The organism is Actinocatenispora sera (assembly GCF_018324685.1).
Lineage (GTDB): Bacteria > Actinomycetota > Actinomycetes > Mycobacteriales > Micromonosporaceae > Actinocatenispora > Actinocatenispora sera.
This window is the reverse complement of sequence record NZ_AP023354.1, coordinates 5,055,283-5,073,380: the sequence shown is the minus strand read 5'-3', so window position 1 is coordinate 5,073,380 and position 18,098 is coordinate 5,055,283. Positions and strand designations below refer to the sequence as shown.

15 protein-coding genes and 1 riboswitch are annotated in these 18,098 nt (G+C 74.8%); of the genes, 6 read left to right on the top strand and 9 right to left on the bottom strand.

Annotated elements, in window-relative coordinates; genetic code table 11:
• The first annotated feature begins 15 nt into the window (after positions 1-15).
• The 3 genes from Asera_RS24035 to Asera_RS24025 are packed head-to-tail and all read left to right on the top strand — an operon-like array spanning position 16 to position 2,221.
• A complete protein-coding gene (locus Asera_RS24035) occupies positions 16-735 on the top strand; it encodes a maleate cis-trans isomerase family protein (protein WP_212804720.1) in 720 nt (239 codons plus the stop codon).
• A 41-nt stretch (positions 736-776) separates the two neighbouring features.
• Positions 777-1,535 carry a maleate cis-trans isomerase family protein gene (locus tag Asera_RS24030; protein ID WP_030447471.1) on the top strand — a complete coding sequence of 253 codons (759 nt, stop codon included), beginning with the start codon at positions 777-779 and terminating at the stop codon, positions 1,533-1,535.
• Positions 1,526-2,221: a GntR family transcriptional regulator gene (locus Asera_RS24025; protein WP_030447470.1), complete on the top strand. Its 696-nt coding sequence runs from the start codon at positions 1,526-1,528 to the stop codon at positions 2,219-2,221. Before Asera_RS24030 ends, Asera_RS24025 begins: the two co-directional genes overlap by 10 nt.
• 76 nt (positions 2,222-2,297) lie before the next feature.
• Here the strand turns inward: Asera_RS24025 and Asera_RS24020 are convergent, their stop codons facing one another.
• The 4 genes from Asera_RS24020 to Asera_RS24005 form a co-directional block, all read right to left on the bottom strand.
• Complete coding sequence (locus Asera_RS24020) at positions 2,298-4,106, bottom strand: ATP-binding protein (RefSeq protein WP_244844007.1); 1,809 nt, start codon at positions 4,104-4,106, stop codon at positions 2,298-2,300.
• Between the two features lie 106 nt (positions 4,107-4,212).
• A complete protein-coding gene (locus Asera_RS24015; protein ID WP_030447468.1) occupies positions 4,213-4,959 on the bottom strand; it encodes a pyrimidine reductase family protein in 747 nt (248 codons plus the stop codon).
• Positions 4,956-5,282: an antibiotic biosynthesis monooxygenase gene (locus Asera_RS24010; RefSeq protein ID WP_030447467.1), complete on the bottom strand. Its 327-nt coding sequence runs from the start codon at positions 5,280-5,282 to the stop codon at positions 4,956-4,958. Before Asera_RS24010 ends, Asera_RS24015 begins: the two co-directional genes overlap by 4 nt.
• A gap of 82 nt (positions 5,283-5,364) precedes the next feature.
• On the bottom strand, positions 5,365-6,264 hold the full coding sequence (locus Asera_RS24005) for an NAD-dependent epimerase/dehydratase family protein (RefSeq protein ID WP_030447466.1): 900 nt from the start codon (positions 6,262-6,264) through the stop codon (positions 5,365-5,367).
• A 121-nt stretch (positions 6,265-6,385) separates the two neighbouring features.
• On the opposite strand from Asera_RS24005, the gene Asera_RS24000 reads away from it, so the two are divergent.
• Positions 6,386-7,342: a GlxA family transcriptional regulator gene (locus Asera_RS24000; protein ID WP_030447465.1), complete on the top strand. Its 957-nt coding sequence runs from the start codon at positions 6,386-6,388 to the stop codon at positions 7,340-7,342.
• Positions 7,343-7,470: 128 nt separating this feature from the next.
• On the opposite strand, the gene lysS is transcribed toward Asera_RS24000, so the two are convergent.
• From lysS to Asera_RS23985, 3 genes are all read right to left on the bottom strand, one after another.
• Entirely contained in the window at positions 7,471-9,276 is a 1,806-nt protein-coding gene (gene lysS / locus Asera_RS23995; RefSeq protein WP_084131985.1) for a lysine--tRNA ligase, read from the bottom strand.
• A gap of 525 nt (positions 9,277-9,801) precedes the next feature.
• On the bottom strand, positions 9,802-10,137 hold the full coding sequence (locus tag Asera_RS23990) for a rhodanese-like domain-containing protein (protein WP_030447463.1): 336 nt from the start codon (positions 10,135-10,137) through the stop codon (positions 9,802-9,804).
• An 89-nt stretch (positions 10,138-10,226) separates the two neighbouring features.
• Entirely contained in the window at positions 10,227-10,964 is a 738-nt protein-coding gene (locus Asera_RS23985) for a YaaA family protein (RefSeq protein WP_030447462.1), read from the bottom strand.
• Between the two features lie 173 nt (positions 10,965-11,137).
• Between Asera_RS23985 and Asera_RS23980 the strand changes: the two genes are divergently transcribed.
• Positions 11,138-12,421: an ABC transporter ATP-binding protein gene (locus Asera_RS23980; RefSeq protein WP_030447461.1), complete on the top strand. Its 1,284-nt coding sequence runs from the start codon at positions 11,138-11,140 to the stop codon at positions 12,419-12,421.
• A gap of 31 nt (positions 12,422-12,452) precedes the next feature.
• Here the strand turns inward: Asera_RS23980 and Asera_RS23975 are convergent, their stop codons facing one another.
• Positions 12,453-13,703, bottom strand: coding sequence for a serine hydroxymethyltransferase (locus tag Asera_RS23975; RefSeq protein WP_030447460.1), 1,251 nt, complete (start codon positions 13,701-13,703; stop codon positions 12,453-12,455).
• Between the two features lie 32 nt (positions 13,704-13,735).
• A riboswitch (ZMP/ZTP riboswitch) is annotated at positions 13,736-13,816 on the bottom strand.
• Between the two features lie 142 nt (positions 13,817-13,958).
• The gene (locus Asera_RS23970) at positions 13,959-16,787 is read right to left on the bottom strand and encodes a DEAD/DEAH box helicase family protein (protein WP_030447459.1); all 2,829 of its coding nucleotides are present in this window, start codon (positions 16,785-16,787) and stop codon (positions 13,959-13,961) included.
• A gap of 119 nt (positions 16,788-16,906) precedes the next feature.
• Here Asera_RS23970 and Asera_RS23965 point away from each other — a divergent pair, with 119 nt between their 5' ends.
• Positions 16,907-18,097 carry a MalY/PatB family protein gene (locus Asera_RS23965; protein WP_244844005.1) on the top strand — a complete coding sequence of 397 codons (1,191 nt, stop codon included), beginning with the start codon at positions 16,907-16,909 and terminating at the stop codon, positions 18,095-18,097.
• The last annotated feature ends 1 nt before the right edge of the window (position 18,098 follow it).

Here is an 18,098-nt window from a genome sequence, read left to right as displayed (position 1 = left end):
GCCTTGGACATGCTGATGTTCGATGGTCCGCTGGCCCAGCGCGGGATCGGGGTGATCGCCCCTTTCGATCTCGCGCTGGAGCGGGAGCTGTGGCGGTGGGTGCCCGCCGAGGTGTCGTTACACCTGGCTCGCACACCGTACGAGCCGGTTCCGGTCAGCCTGCGGATGGCGGAGCTGGTGAGCACGGCGCGGCACGTGGTCGCCGCGACCCACGACGTGCTGCCGGTCGAACCGGAAGTGGTGGCCTACCTGTGCACATCGGGAAGCTTCGTCAGCGGGCTCGCCGCCGAGCAGGCGCTGCGCAAGGTGATCATCGATGCCGGCGCGCCGGATGCGGTGACCACCTCCGGAGCGCTGGCCGAGGTGCTCAGCGCGCTGGGGTTGCGCCGCATCTCGGTGGTCACGCCGTACGACGCGGACCTGACCGCGCGGCTGCACGAGTTCCTGGCCGAGATCGGGGTGCGCACCGTGGCCGGCGAGAACCTCGGCCTGGGCAGCGGGATCTGGAAGGTCAGCTACCGCACCATCGCCGAGCACATGCTGCGGGTGGACCGGCCCGACGCCGAGGCGATCTTCGTGGCCTGCACCAACCTGCCCACCTACGACCTGATCGAGCCGCTGGAGGCCGAGCTGGGCAAGCCGATCCTGACGGCCAACCAGCTGACCATGTGGGCGTGCCTGCGCCGGATGGGGCTACCGGTCGTCGGCCCCGGCCGGTGGCTGACCGACATCTAGCGATTGTCGACAATGTAGCGTCGAGTCGAGGAGGAACGGCCGTGAGCGACACCGTCGGATTCCTGTACCCGGGCCATGCCGCGGAGGACGACTACCCGCGGGCGCAGCGGCTGCTCGGCGACCGGTGGCGGCTCGCGGTGGAACACACCGACGGCGAGGACCTGCACACCGTCGAGGCGCTGCTGGACCTCGGCGGCGGGCACCGGCTCGCGGCCGGCGCCGCCCGGCTCGCCCGGTACGAACCGGCTGCGGTGGTGTGGGCCTGCACCAGCGGCAGCTTCGTGTTCGGTACCGACGGGGCCACCCGGCAGGTGAAGGAGCTGGCGGCGGTCGCCGGCGTGCCGGCGACCAGTACCTCGTTCGCGTTCGTCGACGCCGCCCGGGCCCTGGGCGTCCGGCGGGTCGCGGTGGCGGCGAGCTACCCGGAACCGGTGGCCCGGCTGTTCGGTGAGTTCCTGGCCGACGCCGAGCTGCGGGTGGTCGGCCTCGACAGCCACGGGATCACCACCGCGGCCGAGGTCGGCCGGCTCACCGACGAGGCGGTACGGGAGCTGGTGGTGGCGCACGACCGGCCGGACGCGGAGGCGATCCTGGTGCCGGACACGGCGATGCGTACCGTGTCGCTCGTGCCCGAACTGGAGCGGCACCTCGGCAAGCCGGTACTGACGGCGAACCAGGTGACGATCTGGGCCGGGCTCCGGCTGATCGGCGCGACCCCGCGGGCCGCCCGGCTCGGCCGGCTGTTCGAGGCGGACCCCGGCGACGCCGGGGCCGGGGGAGGGGAAGCACGGTGGGCCTGACCCGGGTCGAACCGGTCAACCACGAGTCGACGTCGGCGATCATCGCCGACCGGTTGCGCCTGGCGATCATGGACGGTGACCTCGCGCCCGGCGACCAGCTCGGCGAAGCGGATCTGGCCGGCCGGTTCGAGGTGAGCCGCGGGACGCTGCGCGAGGCGATGCAGCGGCTGGTGGAGGAGGGCTTGCTGCGGTCCGAGCGGTACCGCGGGCTGTTCGTCTGCGAGCTGTCGCCCGACGACGTGCAGGACGTGTACGTCACCCGCAACGCGATCGAGCAGGCGGCGGCGCGGCTGATCCTGCGCCGCGGCGACCGGGCCGCGGTCGCCGATCAACTGGACGCGATCTGCGAGCAGCTGCGGGCCGCGATCGAGGCCGACGACCAGCCCGCGGTCGGTCGCGCCGACGCCGCGTTCCACGAGGCGCTGGTCACCGCGTCCGGCAGCAGCCGGCTGAGCCGGATGGCGCGCACTCTGCTGATCGAGACCCGGATGTGCATCCGGGAGCTGTCCCGCACCTACGCCAGCCCGGCCGACCGGGTCACCGAGCACACCGCGATCGCGGCGGCGCTGCGCGACGGTACCGAGGCGCTGGTGCTCGGGCTGATCGACGCGCACATGGCCGACGCGGTGCAGCGGCTCGCGCCCGACCGCGACCTGCACAGCCCGTTCACCGACCTGGTCGACTGACCGGGCCGGGTGAGCACGCGCGTCGACCACGGCGTGCTCGCCACCGGCTCGCCCACGCGAACGCCCCGCACGGCGCTCAGAACGGGATGTCGTCCTCGTCGTCCGTGGCTCCGACCACCGCGAACGGGTCGGCCCGCTGCACCACCGAGCGGGTGGCCGTGGCCGGCGCGTCGCCCGCCTCGGACGGCCGCGTCGCCCAGGCCGGGAACGGGAACTCCACCACCAGCGGGACCGGAATGTCGGGCTGCGCGACGAACATCGTCCCTGGTTTGGCCAGAGTCGCGCGCTGGCGCTGCGCGGTGGGCAGGTAGCCGTACTCGGGTCGGCCGGCTTCGGCCGCGTCGAGCCGGCCGACCACCCGGATGGCCGAGTTCGCCACGATCCGACGCTCGATCTCGCTCGCGGTCTGCTGCGCGCCGATGAGGATCACCCCGAGCGAGCGGCCGCGCTCGGCGATGTCGAGCAGCACGTCCTTGATCGGGCTGGTGCCGTCCCGCGGCGCGTACTTGTTGAGCTCGTCGAGCACCACGAACAGCAACGGCCGGGCGGTGCCGGCCTTCTCCTTGCGCTCGAACTCGGTGCGCAGCGTCACGCCGACCACGAACCGCTGCGCCCGGTCCGGCAGGTTGTGCAGGTCGACGACGGTGAGCTGGCCGGCATCGGCGGTGGAGATCTGGTGTGGCCGCCGGGCCGGCAGGTCGCCGCGCACCAGCCGGCCGAGGTCGCGCTTGCTCGCCACCATCCGCCGGATGAAGGCGTTGACGGTGCCCAGCCCGATCGCCGAACCGGCCCACTCCGACCGGGTGTCGTCGTCGGTGAGCTGGTCGACCAGCAGATCCACCAGCGCGTCGTAGCTGCGCACCACGGTGCCGGAGATGACCGCGGCGCCGTCCTCGGCCTCGATCGCGTCCCGCGCCAGCCGGGCCGCCACCTGGTGCACCACCATCGTGTACTGCTGCCGGTCGTCGTCGGCGTCGGCGAACACGTACGGCAGCAGCCGGTCGTGGCAGAACTCGTAGATGCTCCAGTAGAAGGCGTCCACGCCGGTGGTCCGGGCGACCACGTCCGGCGTGCCGTCCGGGTCACCGGCCCGGGCCGGCGCGAACACCGAGACCGAGGCGAACGCGCCGGCCGGCAGGCCGAGCCGCGCGTACGCGGCGCGCTGGTCGTCGTCCAGCCGGGTGTTGGTGTGGTCGAGCAGCAGCAGGTCCTCGCCCTTGACGTTGAAGATCAGCGCCTTGGTGTTCGTCGACTCGGGGCCGAGCACGTCGGAGCCGAACACCGAGTAGAGCAGCCAGGTGGCGAACGAGGTCTTGGTGGCGACGCCGGAGATGCCGGAGATGGACACGTGGGCGCCCCGGGTGCCGTCCAGGAAGTCGGCGTTGAGGTAGATCGGCTCGCCGTCGCGGCCGGTACCGAGCGCGATCCGGCGCTCCATCCGGTCGAAGTACAGCGCGGTCGCCCGCTCGTCCGCGGCGGCGCGGCGCACCTCGGCGCCGGGCATCGGCGGCACGTAAATCTCCGGCTCCAGCCGGGTGGTGGTGATCTCGGCCGCCTCCTGCACCTGTGCCGGCAGGGTGCCCTCGGAGATCAGGAACACGTCCGAGTCGAACTGGGCGCCCTCGTGCCGGGCCCGCACCTGGGTGACCACCCCGGCGATCGTCACCGGATCGCGCCCCGGCACCTGCCGGTCGGTCACCACCACGTCGTCGAGCTGCAGGTAGGCGCCCGGCCGGACGGCGACCCAGAAGCTCAGCGGCGTCGCGTCGGCGGTACCCAGAACGCGGCCGACGACCGCGCCGGGATCGATCTCCGGCTCGTCGACCGACAGCTCCTCCCACGCCACCTCGTCGTCCGCCTCGGCTCTCGGCTGGACCTGGGTCATGACCCTCGACACTCCCTGCTCGTCCGGCGGTACCGCCCCATGGTGCCGCACCGCGCCTGCCGCGCCGCGCCGAACCGCCCGCACGGTGCCGGGAGAAAGCGCCCGGTCATGCCCGGACGTAGCGCAGCAGCAGGTTGTCGTCGGCGGTGAGCACGTGGCCCAGCCGCAGCGCCCGGGCCGCCGCCGGCGGGCCGGCGGTGATGCGGCCCGCCCCCGGCCCGGTCAGCTGCGGCGCGACGGTCAGGCACAGCTCGTCCACCGCATCGGCCTCGGTCAGGCTGCCGAGCAGGTGCGGGCCACCCTCGCACAGCACCTGGCGCAGCCCCCGGTCGGCCAGCTCGACCAGCGCGGCAGCCAGGTCGACTTCCGCGTCGCCGTGCACCAGCACGTCCGCGACCTGCGACAACGCTCGTCGCCGGTCGGCGGGGGACCCACCGTGCGTCAGCACGATCGGGCGGGTCGGCGCACCCGTGAACATCTCGCTGCCCGGATCGAGCTCCAGCCGGCTGGACACCAGCACCAGCGGCGGGGACTCGGGCAGACCGGCGGCGCTTCGCCAGGCCCGGCGCCGCTCGTCCAGCCGCATCGCGCCGTAGCCCTCGTGCCGGAGCGTGCCGGCGCCGACCATGACCGCGTCGCACACCATCCGCAGCAGCCCGAACACCCGCTTGTCGGCCGCGCCGGACAACCCCGCCGAGTAGCCGCCGACGGTGACCGCGCCGTCGGCACTGGCGACGAAGTTGACCCGGACCTGCGGGCGGCTCCGGTCGGCCGGCAGGTAGCAGTCGAGCACCTGATCGTCGGTCAGCGGCGCCGCGTCGGGCTCCGGCCACAGTCGGTACATGCCGGTCATGATCGCGCATCGACCTCGCTGCCCGGTGCGCCGGGCCAGGCGTCGACGACCTCCACGTGCCGCAGCCCGCCCGACGACGCGATGTGGGTGAACCACGCGGCACACTCCGGCACGGTGTGCACCAGCCGGGCGGCCTCCTCGGCCGCGGCCCGGTCCCGCCAGACGATCACGTCCAGGAAGGAACCGTCGTTCTCCCTGGTCAGGTACGCGGCGAGGCAGGCCGGGAACCGTGCCCGCAGTGCGGCGAGCATTGCCGGGCGCTCCGCCACCAGCCGCTCCTCGGCGCCCGCCGCCACCCGGAACGCCGCCAGTTCGATCACCATGACCGGCACCCTAACGGCGGGGACCGACATCCGCCGGTGAGCCCGGTCGCGCCGGTCTCCGTGCCGCCGCGGCGGCTGCGGGTCAGAGCATCTCGCGCAACACCTCCTCGACCTCGGAGGTGGCCAGGCCGAAGGCGCGCTCGGTCTCGCCGGCGTCGACCAGGAACCGGCCGGTGTCCATGAACCGGGTCTCGATCAGTTCGGGCCAGAACGGGTCGGTGAGCCCGAGCAGCGTGATCTCCCGGTCGGTCATGGTGGCGAGCTGCGGCCGCGGCGCTCCGGCGAGCGTCGCGAACCGGGTCGCCAGCTCGCGCATCGTCGCCGTGATGGTGGGTGCCAGCCACGGCCGGCCCCAGGAGCTGTCGGCGCGGGCGACCGCGACCAGCGTGCGTGCCACGTCGCCGATCGCGCTGAACGAGTGCGGGTGGTCCAGCTCGGCGGGCACCAGCACCGGCCGGCCGACCCGCCCCGGGGCGGCGACCAGCAGGGAGAACAGCGACACGGCGCCGGCGCCGAGGAACTGGCCGGCGCGCACCTCGGTGGCCCGCAGCCGGCCCGCGTCGTGTGCCTGCTTCGCCTCCCGCCACATCGCGGCCCGGGTCGCGCCCTTCGGCCCGGTCGCGCGTTGCGGCGTGGCGGCGGTGACGGGACCGTCGACCGGCCCGTAGCCGTACAGGTTGCCGAGCATGACGTAGCCGGCGCCGGTGCGCTCGGCGGCGGTGCGGATCGAGCCGAACAGCGGCGGGATCGTCTGCGGCCAGGTGTGGTAGGCGGTGGCTGCGCAGTTGAACACGGTCGCGGCGCCGTCGGCGAGCCGGGTCAGCGCGTCGGTGTCGGTGGCGTCGAGTGCGACGTGTTCGACACCGGGCTCGTCGGGGCCGCCGCGCCGGTGCACGACGCGGACCTTGTCCCCGTCGGTGGCCAGCAGCCGGGCCGTGGCGAGGGCGGTGGCGCCGCCACCGACGATGACGTGCATGGACATGGTGCCTCCGGAACGAATGTCGGATGGTCGTGGTTCGCTTGGTACGAACGCCTTTCCAGACTCCGGCCCGGACCCGGCGGCAACCACGGGTCGGCCGGCCAGCCACCCGGAGGATCCGGCCATGCACCGTCTCGCCGTCGTCGCCGTTCCGCCGGTGACGAGCTTCGAGCTGTCGATTCCCGACATCGTGTTCGGCCAGGCCCGGGTCGGCGACGCCGCCGCGTACGAGGTGGTCTGCTGCGCCGCCGACCCGGGGCCGGTGGACGGCATCGGTGGTCTCGGGCTCACCGTCGACCGGGGCCTGGACGCGCTGGCCGGCGCCGACACGGTGCTGGTGGCCGGCGGCGTCGACCTCGCGTCGCCGGAACCCCGGGTCGCTGCCGCCCTGACCGCCGCGCATGCCGCCGGCGCCCGGCTGGTGGCGCCGTCCTGCGCCGGGGCGTTCCTGCTGGCCGGTTGCGGCCTGCTGAGCGGCCGGCGGGTCGCCATCGGCCCGCAGCTGGCCGACCGGTTCCGGCGCCGCCATCCGGACGTCACGGTGACCGACGCGCTGTTCGTCGACGATGCCGGCGTGTACACCTGCGCCGGTCATGCCGCCGCGATCGACCTGTGCCTGCACCTCGTCGGCCGTGACCACGGTGCGGCGGTGGCGGGCGCGGTGGCTCGCAGCTTGGCGGTGGCGTCACCGCGTCCGGCCTCGGCGACACCGCCGGCGGAGCCGGTCGCCGTGCTGGCCGCCACGTCGCTCGCCCGCACCCGGGAGTGGATGCTGACCCGGCTCGGTGAGCCGGTCCAGCTCACCGACCTCGCCCGGCACGCCAACACCAGCGTGCGCACCCTCACCCGCCGGTTCCGCGCCGAGACCGGGTCGAGCCCGCTGCGCTGGCTACTGGCCCGGCGGCTCGACGAGGCCCGGCGGCTGTTGGAGTGCGCCGACCTGCCGGTGGAGGCGGTCGCCCGGCGCGCCGGCCTGGGCACCGCCGACTCGTTGCGGGCGCATTTCCACCGGGAGCTGGGCCGCACGCCCAGCTCGTACCGCGCCGGCTACCGCACCGCCCCAGCCACGACGACTTCCTGAGCCCGGGTGCGCGGGCAGGTACACACGTCGCCGGAGCCGCCCGGCCGCACCCGGCCCGGGTGGGAGCCCGCGCGGTCCGGCGACCGGCCGGGAGTCGCCGGACCGCCGCGACCGCGGTCGCCGGGACGTTAGGGCGTCAGGAGGCGGCGGGCTCGGTCCGGGCCGAGCGCCAGCAGCAGGGTCGGCAACCGGGGCCCGGCGTCCGCACCGACGAGCAGCCGGTACAGCAGGGTGAAGTACGACCGCTGCGCCGCGCGGACCGCCTCGTCGGCCGCTGCGTCCGCCGCCAACCCGTTGAGCCGCTTGGGTATCCCGTACACCAGTGCGGTCAGTGCGGCGAGGTCGCGGCAACCCGGGAGTTCGGCGGTGAGCAGGGTGAGGCCCTCCCGCTGGCGGTCGGTGAGGGTGGCGAGCAGCGCGGTGTCCGGCTCCGCGCGGACCCGGGTGCGCCGCTCCGGCGGTACGTGCCGGGCCAGCCAGGTGGCCGCGAGCGTGCGGCGCGGTTCGACGTCGGCCAGCCGCAGCCGCGCCCCCTCCGCCTGTCCGAGGATCCGCTCGGTGGAGCGCGGATCGCCCGCCGTCACGTCCAGTACCGAGGTGAGCAGCCGCCACGGCACCGCCCGCCGCGGCCCGGCGAGCCCCGGTGCGCTGGCCCGGCGGTACGCGGTGGCGTCGGCGGCGCCCGCCGTGCCGGCGGCGACCCGGGCGGCGAGCCGGTCCCACTCGTCGTACAGCCGGGTGACCTCGGTACCGAAGTCGATGGTGATCGCCTGCTGCGGCCGGCGCCGCGCGTACAGCCAGCGCAGCATCGCCGGCTCCAGGATGGCGAGCGCGTCCGCCGGCGTCGGTGCGGTGCCGGTGGACGACGACAGCTTGGCGGCGCCGCGGGTGCCGACGAAGCCGTACCCGAGCAACGAGGGCGGCCGCGCGCCGAACACCTCGGCGCAGATCCGCCGGCCGACGCCGAACGACGAGGACGGTGCCGCGTGGTCGGCGCCGGCGGCCTCGAACGCGACCGGTTCGGCCGCCCAGCGCATCGGCCAGTCGACCTTCCAGGCGAGCTTGCCGTGGTTGGCCTCGGCGAGCCGGAAGCCGTCGGCGCCGCACCGCGCGCACTCGTACCGGAGCGCGGTGCTGTCCTCCCGGTAGCCGGTGATCCGGGTGTCGTCGGCGCCGCAGCGCCGGCAGTACACCCGGTACGGCCAGCTCTCCGCCGGCTCGCCGCTCGCCGCGTCGCCGGCACCACGGGCGTCGGTACCGCGGGCGGCGGCGAGGATCGCGGCGATGCGCTGCCGCCGGGCCATCGCGGCCAGCACGGCGCCGGTGTAGTGCCCGGCGGCGTACCGGGCGGACTGGCTGACGACGCGCACCCGGATGCCCAGTGCCGCCAGCGCGGCGTGCAGCGGTGCGGTGAACCGCTCCGCCCAACTGTCCAGCTCGCCGGACGGGTCGGGCACCTCGGCGAGCGGCCGGCCGAGGTGCGCGGCGAAGTGCGCCGGTACGCCGGCCGGCACCCGCCGCAGGCGGTCGTGGTCGTCCAGGAACAGCACGTGCTCCACCGGTACGCCGCGCGCCGCGAGCTCCGCCGCGACCAGGTGCGGGGTGAGCAGCTCGCGCAGGTTGCCCAGATGGATCGGGCCGGACGGGCTGATCCCGGAGGCGCAGACCAGCAGCCCGTCGCCGCCGCGCCGCCGATGCTCGGCCAGCGCGTCGTCGGCGGCGCGCGCGACCCAGTCGGTGGAGCTGCCGCGGGAGGGTGTGGCGGAGTCGCCGGGGGAGGGTGTGGCGGAGCTGCCCGCCGGCGCGCCGGCCGGACGCGACGGGGCGGCGTCCGGCGGGGACGTCGCGGTCGCGGGTGACGATGCCGCCGGGCCGGACCGCGTGCCAGGCGGGAAGGTGGCGGGCGGGAAAGGGGAGGAAGCAGGGTGGGACACGATGACCTCGCGGGTGCCGGAACGGGCAGGGCCGGCGGTTCGCTCCGGACCCGCGAGCAGGCGTGTCGGTGGTGACTGTGGCAGCACCGGACGCCGGACCGCCGTGCAGGGTGCTGGCTCAGCTCCCCTGGGCGCGGGCCCGGCGCAGTTTGCGCTGGCTGCCTCGGATCATCCCGGCCATCCTACGACGAGAACGCTCCGGCCGGCTCACTCGCCGGGCGCCCCGGTGGCGGGTTCCTGCGGTGGCGGGGTCGTCTGGTGCTGGCAGTCGCACCAGGCACGGCCCTTGCAGTCCTGGTGCCGCCGCTCGCGGCAGGCCGCACAGATCATGCCTGTAGTAACCCACCTCGGGCCGGTCCGCGCAGCCCGGTCGGCCGCCGTCACCCGGCCGCGTCACCCGGCCGGAATCGCACGACGGCACGTCGGTCCCGAGGCAGACGCCTCGCGGCGGCCCGCAGCCCGGGTACGAGTGCGGCGCACGCCGGTGACCGGCGTGCGCCGCGGGTCCGCGTCGGTGCGACGCGGTCAGATCAGGGTGGGCTCGGCGTCGGTGTCGGTGGTCATCGGCCGCCCGGCGGCGACCCAGGCGCGCATCCCGCCGTCCAGGTTGACCGCGGACAGTCCCTCCTGGCGGAGATAGCCGGTGACCCGAGCGGACCGGCCACCGGACCGGCAGACCACGACGATGCGCTGTCCGTCCGGTAACTCGGGAATCCGCTCCGGCACGGATCCCATCGGCATGTGCAGGGCGTTGGCGATGTGTCCCGCGGCATACTCGTCCGGTTCGCGGACATCGAGGATCAGCGTGTCCTCGGCGACCGCGTCGACGTCGATGGCGGGGACGCTCGGGGGTTGTGGCATCACACAGCCACCGTACCCAGCCGGGTCGTGGCGACACCTCGGTTGCGCCGAACTTTTCGCCGACGTCCGGGTACCCGCCGGTACGCAGGTCAGCCGGTCTCGGTGCGCAGCTGCAGCTCACTGTCGCCGGTACGGGTCACGTCCAGTTCGGCGGTCTTCGCGGCGAGGATGACGTCCTCGATGCCGTCGAGCCGGTCGGCGGCGCACATCGCCCGGGCGAGCCGCCCCTTGTACGCCTTGTTGTGGTGGCTGACGACGACGAGCCGGCCGTCCGGGCGGGGCGAGACGACCCGGACGGTGATCGCGTCGGGCACCGGACCGAGCGCCTGGTACACCGAGGAACGCAGGTCCAGGACGGGCCCGCCGGCCAGCGCGGCGGTCAGCACCGGCCGCCAGACCGAGCGCAGCGAGCCGAGGCCGGGCAACCGGACGCCGGCCGAGAGCCGGTACGCCGGGATCGGGTCGCTTGCCCGAACCGCGCCGAACAGGGCGGATCCGACGATCAGCCGCTCGTCCGCCCGGCGCCGGTCGGGAGCCGGCAGTGCCGGGTAGTCGAGCGCTTCGTACAGCACGCCGCTGTAGCGCAGCAGTGCCGGTGTCGTGGGGGAGTGCCAGAGCGCCCGGTTCGCGGCGAGTTCGGCGTCCTGGCGTGCGGAGAGCCGCAGTACGGTCCGGGCCAGGTCGACGTCGGTCGATGCGGCCTGGACCGCGGCGATGATCCGGGAGCGGGTCGATCCCAGCGACGGGAACGACAGCCGGGCCAGTTGCAGCGGGGCGCCCTGACCGCCGGGCGCCTTCGTCTCGGAGGGCGGCAACAACACGAACACGGGAGTGGACGTTACCGGCGACGATGAGTGTCGCCGCCATCGCCCAATTCGTGCACCTTGCGCGCTGCAAGTGACGACTTCGCTTCTACACGTTCGGCTGATTGTATGTGCTGTGAGAGCGGCCACAGTATGTTCGGCGGCTTTTGCCGTTCCCATGCGGTATTGGAGGCCCGATGACAGCGCTGGCTCTTGAGTCAGTGTCCAAGACGTTCCCGAGCGGGACCGTGGCGGTCGACGCACTGGACCTGTCGGTGTCCGACGGTGAGGTGATGGTGCTGCTCGGCCCCTCCGGCTGTGGGAAGTCCACCATCCTGCGGATGGTGGCCGGGCTGGAGGACCCGACCGACGGACTGATCCGATTCGACGGCGAAATCGCGAACGGCTGGTCGCCCCGGCAGCGCCGGGTCGCGATGGCGTTCCAGGACTTCGCCCTGTACCCGCACATGTCGGTGCGCGGCAACCTCGGCTTCCCGCTGAAGCTCGCCCGGCAGGCGCCCGAGGCGGTCTCCGAACGGGTCGCCGACCTCGCCGCCGCGCTCGGTGTCGCCGACACCCTGGAGCGCCGGCCGGGCCAGCTGTCCGGTGGCCAGAAGCAGCGGGTGGCGATGGGCCGGGCGATCATCCGGGAGCCGCGCATCTTCCTGCTCGACGAGCCGCTGTCCAACCTGGACAGCGCGCTGCGGCAGGGGTTGCGCGCCGAGATCTCCAGCCTGGTCCGGGGCATCGGGGTGACGACCATCTACGTCACGCACGACCAGACGGAGGCGCTGACCATGGCCGACCGGGTCGCCATCCTGCGTGACGGCCGGATCGAACAGCTCAGTACCCCTCACGGCGCCTACCGCGCGCCGGAGTCGCTGTTCGTCGCCGCGTTCCTCGGTACCCCGCGGATGAACCTGCTCTGGGCCACCGTGTACGCCTACCTCGACGACCGGCTGTTGCTGGATCTGGGCCACCAGCACATCGCCCTGCCCTGGGCGGACCCGCGGGTGCGCGACCTGGTTCGCTACCACGGCGAGCAGGTCATCGTCGGGTTGCGGGCCGAGGCGGTCACCCCGGTCGGCGCGGACCGACCGGGGGCGCTGCGCGGGATCGTGCGCTACGCCGAACACCTCGGCCACGAGACGATCGCGTACCTGGACGTCGGTGGCGCGGCCGCCGGCCTGGACGAGTTGACCGGCGCCGGCCATGAGGCCGTCATGCCGGTGGAGAGCTCGCTGCGGCGGTGGTGGCGCGCGCGCCGGGGCGGTCCGGCCGAGCCGGCGGTGGACGCCGAACCGGCCGAGACCGATCCGGGCCGGCACGAACAGCACGTCGCGGAGTTCGCGTTGCGGCTCCCGCCGTACGCGGCGGCCAAGGTCGGTGAGGTCGTCTCGATGCGCGCCGACCTGTCCCAGTTGCACGTGTTCGACCGCAACGGCCACCGCATCAACACCCGCGGCGCGCTGTCGCGCTGACGCCGCCCGCCAGCGCGCGCCGATCGTGGCGTCAGGCGGTCTCGCCGAAGATCGGGAAGTCGGCGAGGAACTCGCGGACCTGGGCGGCGGTGTCGGCGTAGCCGGACTCGTCGCCGTCGGCCGCGGCCCGGACCGTCCGGTCGATCCACTCCGCCACCTGCGGCATGTGCTGCGGGGCGAGGCCGCGGGTGGTGATCGCCGGGGTGCCGAGCCGGATCCCGGACGGGTCGAACGGCCGGCGCGGGTCGAACGGCACCGTGTTGAAGTTCAGCTCGACCCCGGCGGCGTCCAGTGCCTTCGCCGCCACCTTGCCGGTGACGCCCTTGTTGGTCAAGTCGACCAGTAGCAGGTGGTTGTCGGTGCCGCCGGACACCAGCCGGTAGCCGCGGTCGGTCAGCGCGGTGGCCAGCGCCTGCGCGTTCGCCACGATCTGGTGCGCGTACTGCGCGAAGTCCGGCTGCGCGGCCTCCCGCAGCGCCACCGCGATGGCGGCCGTGGTGTGGTTGTGCGGCCCGCCCTGCAGGCCCGGAAAGACCGCCTTGTCCAGCGCCTTGGCATGCTCGGCGGTGGACATCAGCATCGCCCCGCGCGGGCCGCGCAGCGTCTTGTGGGTGGTGGTGGAGATGACGTCGGCGTGCCCGACCGGGCTGGGGTGCGCGCCGCCGACCACCAGACCGGCGATGTGCGCGATGTCGGCCAGCAGGATCGCGCCGACCTCGCGGGCGATCTCGCCGAACGCGGCGAAGTCGATGGTGCGCGGGATCGCGGTACCACCGCAGATGATCAGCTTCGGCCGGTGCGAGCGGGCCAGGTCTCGGACCTCGTCCAGGTCGATCCGGCCGGTGTCCCGGCGTACCCCGTAGTGCACCGCGTCGAACCAGCGGCCGGTGGCCGACGGCGGCGCGCCATGGGTCAGGTGCCCACCGGCCGGCAGTCCCATCGCGAGCACCGGGTCGCCGGGCGCCAGGAACGCCAGGTAGACGGCGAGGTTCGCGGGCGAGCCGGAGTAGGGCTGCACGTTCGCGTGTTCGACCCCGAACAGCTGCCGGGCGCGCTCGTTGGCCAGGTCCTCGACCTGGTCGATGACCTGCTGGCCCTCGTAGTAGCGGCGGTGTGGGTACCCCTCGGAGTACTTGTTGGTCAGCACCGTGCCGGTCGCCGCGAGCACGGCGGGCGAGACGTAGTTCTCCGACGGGATCAGCCGCAACACGTCGAACTGGCGCCGCCGCTCGGCGTCGACCAGGCTGGCGAGCTGCGGATCGGTGTCGTGCAACGCGGACATTGCCACCTCCAGGAGGGCAAGGACGATCGTGGTTGCCACACCCAGGCGCGCGGTGCGGCCGACGTCGCTCCCCGGTGGTGCCCCACCTTGCCGCGCCAGTCGCGTACGGCCAGCATAGGCGCCACGCCGCCACCCGGCGGCACCCCCGTCACGCGGGTCCCACGGTCGGGCCCCGGCGCTCCCGCGGGCGGCACCGGGGTTCGACCGGTGTCGCGAGGACGTGCCCGCCGGCATGGCGCCGGCGCCCGGACGGGTTCAGTGCCAGACGGTGCGCAGCTGGGCGGTGATCGCGAACGGGTCCTCGCCGCGCATCAGCTCGCAGACCGCGGCGCCCTCGACGGAGTCGGCGGCCAGCAGCCGGGCCGGGCCGACGTGCCGCTCCCACGCGGCGGCGAACGACTCGCGGCGCACCGCGTTGCGCGCGCACCAGCGCGGTAGTGCGTGCCACGCCACCGCGCCCGGCAGCGGCCGCCGTGCCATCGAGCGTAGGGCGAGCGCCACGGCACCCCGCGCCCCGGCCGGGGCCACCAGTACCCGCCGGCCGACCAGGTAGCGCGGTTCGGCGAGCGGCGCGAGCAGTTCGTCCAGGGCGGCGGCGAAGCGGGCCGACTGCTCCGCAGGTACGCCGGTCAGCTCGCACCGCAGCGCGCCGTCCACGGTGGGCGAGACGCGCAGTGCCTCGGCGCCCCGCTCGGTACCGCCGGCGGTGTGCAGCGCGTCCGCCACCGCCGCGGCGAGCTGCTCCAGCGCGTCCGGCCCGGTACGGATCCGGTGGCGCCGGACCAGCCCCACGGCGATGCCGGCGAGTCCGGCGGCGACGGCGAGAGCGCCGCCGGCCAGCGCCGCGACCGGTCCGAGCAGCAGCGACGATGCGGCGAGCAGCACCGCCACCGCGCCGGCCACCAGGTACGCCGGCGCGATCCGCGGACCGTGCTCGGCCGGCGCCGTGGGCGCCAGGAGTGCACCGGGCAACCACGGCGCGGACCGGCCCAGCGGGCGCTCGGACCGGACCCGCAGGCTGGCCGCCTCGACGCCGGCGAACGGTGCGCCGATCCGCCACTCGTCTCGCACCCGGGCCAGCCGGGCGGGCGCGGCGAGCGCCCGGGCGGTGACCGCGGCGGCGGTCGCGGCGTCCGGCGGCACGTACGGGGACAGCGCGGTGTCGCAGTGCGTCACGCCGGACTCGACCTCCCCACCCGAACCGAGTGCGAAGTACGCGTCGTGCTTGCGCACCAGCCGCAGGTAGTCGGCGTCGCCCCGGGGATGCTCGGCCGCCACGCAGCACACCGTCCAGTTGTCGGTCAGCTTCGCCGGATCGGCCGGGTCGCGCCGCAGGCCCCGACCGCGCATCTGGGTCACCGCGGTCGCCGTGGTCGCGGTGGTCAGATCGACGGTGACGCACACCTGCGGGCAGTCCCAGCCCTCGCCGAGCAGGGCCCGGGTGCCGATCAGCACCCGGGCCCGGCCGGCGGCGAAGAACTCGGTGGCGAGGGCGACCGCCGCCCGGGTCGGCAGGCCGGTCAGCAGCACGCTCGTCTCGTCCAGCGGCTCGGTGCCCACCCGGCGCCCGGCTCGGTTCGCCGCCGCGACCAGCTCCGCCGCGAGCGCCCGCGGTGCGGCGAAGGTGGCCCCGGTGACCAGCAGCGGCCGCAGCCCGCCCGGGCCGTCGACGTCGGCCGCGGCCAGCGTGGCGAACGCCAGCCGGGCCGACCCGGACAGCGTGTTCAGCGGGACCGAGGTGAGCCGGTCGGACGGTCGGCCGGGCAGCTGCTCGAAGTCGCAGAGCACCAACGCGCGCAGCCGGTCGCCGCGCGCCGCGGACTCCGTTGCCAGGATGTGCGTGGTGGCGGCGATCTTCGCCTCGGACAGGCCGCACAGCCGGTCCACCGGCGACGGTCCGGCCCGCAGGCCGCGGCTGGTCAGCCGGTAGCCGAGGCCGGGCAGTACCCGCTTGATCGCGGCGAGCGCCGCGACGTCCCGGTCGTCCTCGCTGGCCTGCAGGTGACCGGTGCAGAAGTCGCCCAGTACGGCCACCCAGTCGTCGGCGTCCGGTGCGGTGCGGTGCATCTCGCGCAGCCGCGCGCCGGCCGGCAGCGCGATCATCCCGGCGTGCGCGAACCGCAACGCCGCCCGGGCCAGCGCCGGTTCGGCCGCCTCGAAGGCGGCCCAGCTCAACCGTGGCCCGTCGGCAGGCGGCTCGCCCGCGGCCCGGTTGCGGTGCGCGCCGGTCGGGGCGTGCGCCCGGTCGGCGCGGGCCGACAGCCAGGCCAGCAGCGGCACCGTACCGAGGGCGTGGTCGATCAGCTGGAACCGCAGCTGCGCGAACCGGGCGGTCTCGCTGGCAAGCCAGGTGTCCTCGGCCGGGGTCGGTCGGGTCAGGTAGACCAGCTCCTGGTACGGCGCGAGGGTGCCGGCCTTGACCAGTGCCGGTGCCGGTACCTCCAGGTCGGCCGGCCCGAACAGGTCGTCGTGCAGCTCCGCCTGCCACCCGGTGAGCGAGCGGCGCGGGGTGGCGGTCAGGCCCACCAGTGCGGTGCGCTCGCCGAGCGCGTCGACGACCGCGCGCACCAGCGCGCCCCAGGTGGACAGCAGGTGGTGGCACTCGTCCAACACCAGGGTCCACGGGCCGAGCCCGCGGGCCGTCTCGATCACCGCGCGGCCGTTGGGGTGCAGCAGGTCGAGCAGCTCGTCGTGGCTGCCGCCGCGCAGCGTGGCGCGCCGGTGTGGTGCCCCGGTGCCGGGCCGCAGCACCGCGATCGACTGGTACGTCAGGACGTTGACCGCTCCGGTGAGGTCGCGGTCGGTGCCGCACGGTGCCCCGCCGGGCACGAACCGCCGGTCCCAGGTGGCGGCCCACTGCCCGGCGACCGCGGTGTTGGGGGCGAGTACCAGAGTCCGGCGGCCGAGGCGGCGGGCCACCTCCAGGCCGATCAGCGTCTTGCCGGCACCCGGCGGCAGCACCGCGAAGAACCGGTGGTCGCCGCCGGCCCGGTCCGCCTCGAACGCGTCCAGCGCCTGCTGCTGGTAGCGCCGCCAGGAGCCGCCGAACCGCCGGGCGCGCAGTTCGTCGGCGGCGTCGGACACGCCGGGAGTATGACATGTCCCATCGCGCCGTCCCGGTCGCCGCGGATACCGTCGGCGGGGCGGGCGGCCGCCCCGGCGGCCCGGCGGATCGGCCGCGCCCGGCGGCGGGGAGGGGCATCGTGCACAGCTACGACACCGTGCGGATCGACGAGCTCCGGCAGAGCGGAAGCATCAAGTGGGCTCGGGCGGATCCCGACGTGCTGGCCGCCTGGGTGGCCGAGATGGACTACCCGCTGGCTCCGGCGATCGCCGCGGCCCTGCACGACGCGGTGGCCCGCGGCTACACCGGTTATCCGCCGGACGACGCGAGCACCGGGCTGCCGGCCGCGACCGCCGGGGCCCTCGCCCGGCGGGGGCTGGCCGTACCGGCGGAGCGGATCCGGGTGCTGCCGGACATCCTGCGCGGCATCGAGCTCGCCATCGGGCTCTACTCGGCGCCGGGCAGCCCGGTGCTGGTACCGACGCCGTCGTACCCGCCGTTCTTCGAGGTGACGAGCGTCTGTGGGCGAGCGATCGTGCCGGTGCCGATGGTCGAGACCGAGGCGGGGCCCGGCTACGACCTGGCCGCGATCGACGCCGGGTTCGCCGCCGGCGCCGGCACGCTGATCCTGTGCAACCCGCACAACCCGCTGGGGCGTACGTTCGGCGCCGCCGAGCTGCGCGCGCTCGCCGAGGTGGTCGACGCGCACCCGGGTGCCCGGGTGATCGCCGACGAGGTGCACGCGCCGCTGGTCCACCCGGGCGCGGCGCACGTGCCGTACGCGAGCGTGTCGGCCGCGGCGGCGGGTCACTCGGTGACGCTGGTGTCGGCGTCGAAGGGGTGGAACCTGCCCGGCCTCAAGTGCGCCCAGGTGGTGCTGACCAGCGAGGCCGACGCGCAGCGCTGGGACTCGCTGGCGCTCGTGCAGACCCTCGGCGCGAGCAGCCTCGGCATCGTCGCCAACCTCGCCGCGTACGCCGCCGGCTCCGGCTGGCTGGCCGACACGGTGTCCTATCTGGACGGTAACCGCCGGCTGCTGGCCGACCTGCTCGCCGAGCACCTGCCAGCGGTGCGCTACCGGGTACCGGAGGCGACCTACCTCGCCTGGCTGGACTGCCGCGGGCTGGGTGTCGCCGACCCGGCCGCCTTCTTCGCCGCCGAGGCGCGGGTCCTGGTCAACGACGGCGCGGCCTTCGGCACGGTCGGCCGCGGTTTCGTCCGGCTCAACTTCGCCACCTCGGCGCCGATCCTGACCGAGATCGTGCGGCGGATGGGTGCCGCCGCGGCGGCGCACGCCCCGGCCGGTTCCGGCCCGGTACGGCCGATCTGAA

Excerpts from the sequence above, each read along its gene's own strand:
- Asera_RS24035 (WP_212804720.1), top strand. The coding sequence starts at position 16 with ATGTTCGATGGTCCGCTGGCCCAGCGCGGGATCGGGGTGATCGCCCCT.
- Asera_RS24020 (WP_244844007.1), bottom strand. The coding sequence starts at position 4,106 with ATGACCCAGGTCCAGCCGAGAGCCGAGGCGGACGACGAGGTGGCGTGG.
- Asera_RS24015 (WP_030447468.1), bottom strand. The coding sequence starts at position 4,959 with ATGACCGGCATGTACCGACTGTGGCCGGAGCCCGACGCGGCGCCGCTG.
- Asera_RS24010 (WP_030447467.1), bottom strand. The coding sequence starts at position 5,282 with ATGGTGATCGAACTGGCGGCGTTCCGGGTGGCGGCGGGCGCCGAGGAG.
- Asera_RS24005 (WP_030447466.1), bottom strand. The coding sequence starts at position 6,264 with ATGTCCATGCACGTCATCGTCGGTGGCGGCGCCACCGCCCTCGCCACG.
- Asera_RS24000 (WP_030447465.1), top strand. The coding sequence starts at position 6,386 with ATGCACCGTCTCGCCGTCGTCGCCGTTCCGCCGGTGACGAGCTTCGAG.
- Asera_RS23990 (WP_030447463.1), bottom strand. The coding sequence starts at position 10,137 with ATGCCACAACCCCCGAGCGTCCCCGCCATCGACGTCGACGCGGTCGCC.
- Asera_RS23980 (WP_030447461.1), top strand. The coding sequence starts at position 11,138 with ATGACAGCGCTGGCTCTTGAGTCAGTGTCCAAGACGTTCCCGAGCGGG.
- Asera_RS23975 (WP_030447460.1), bottom strand. The coding sequence starts at position 13,703 with ATGTCCGCGTTGCACGACACCGATCCGCAGCTCGCCAGCCTGGTCGAC.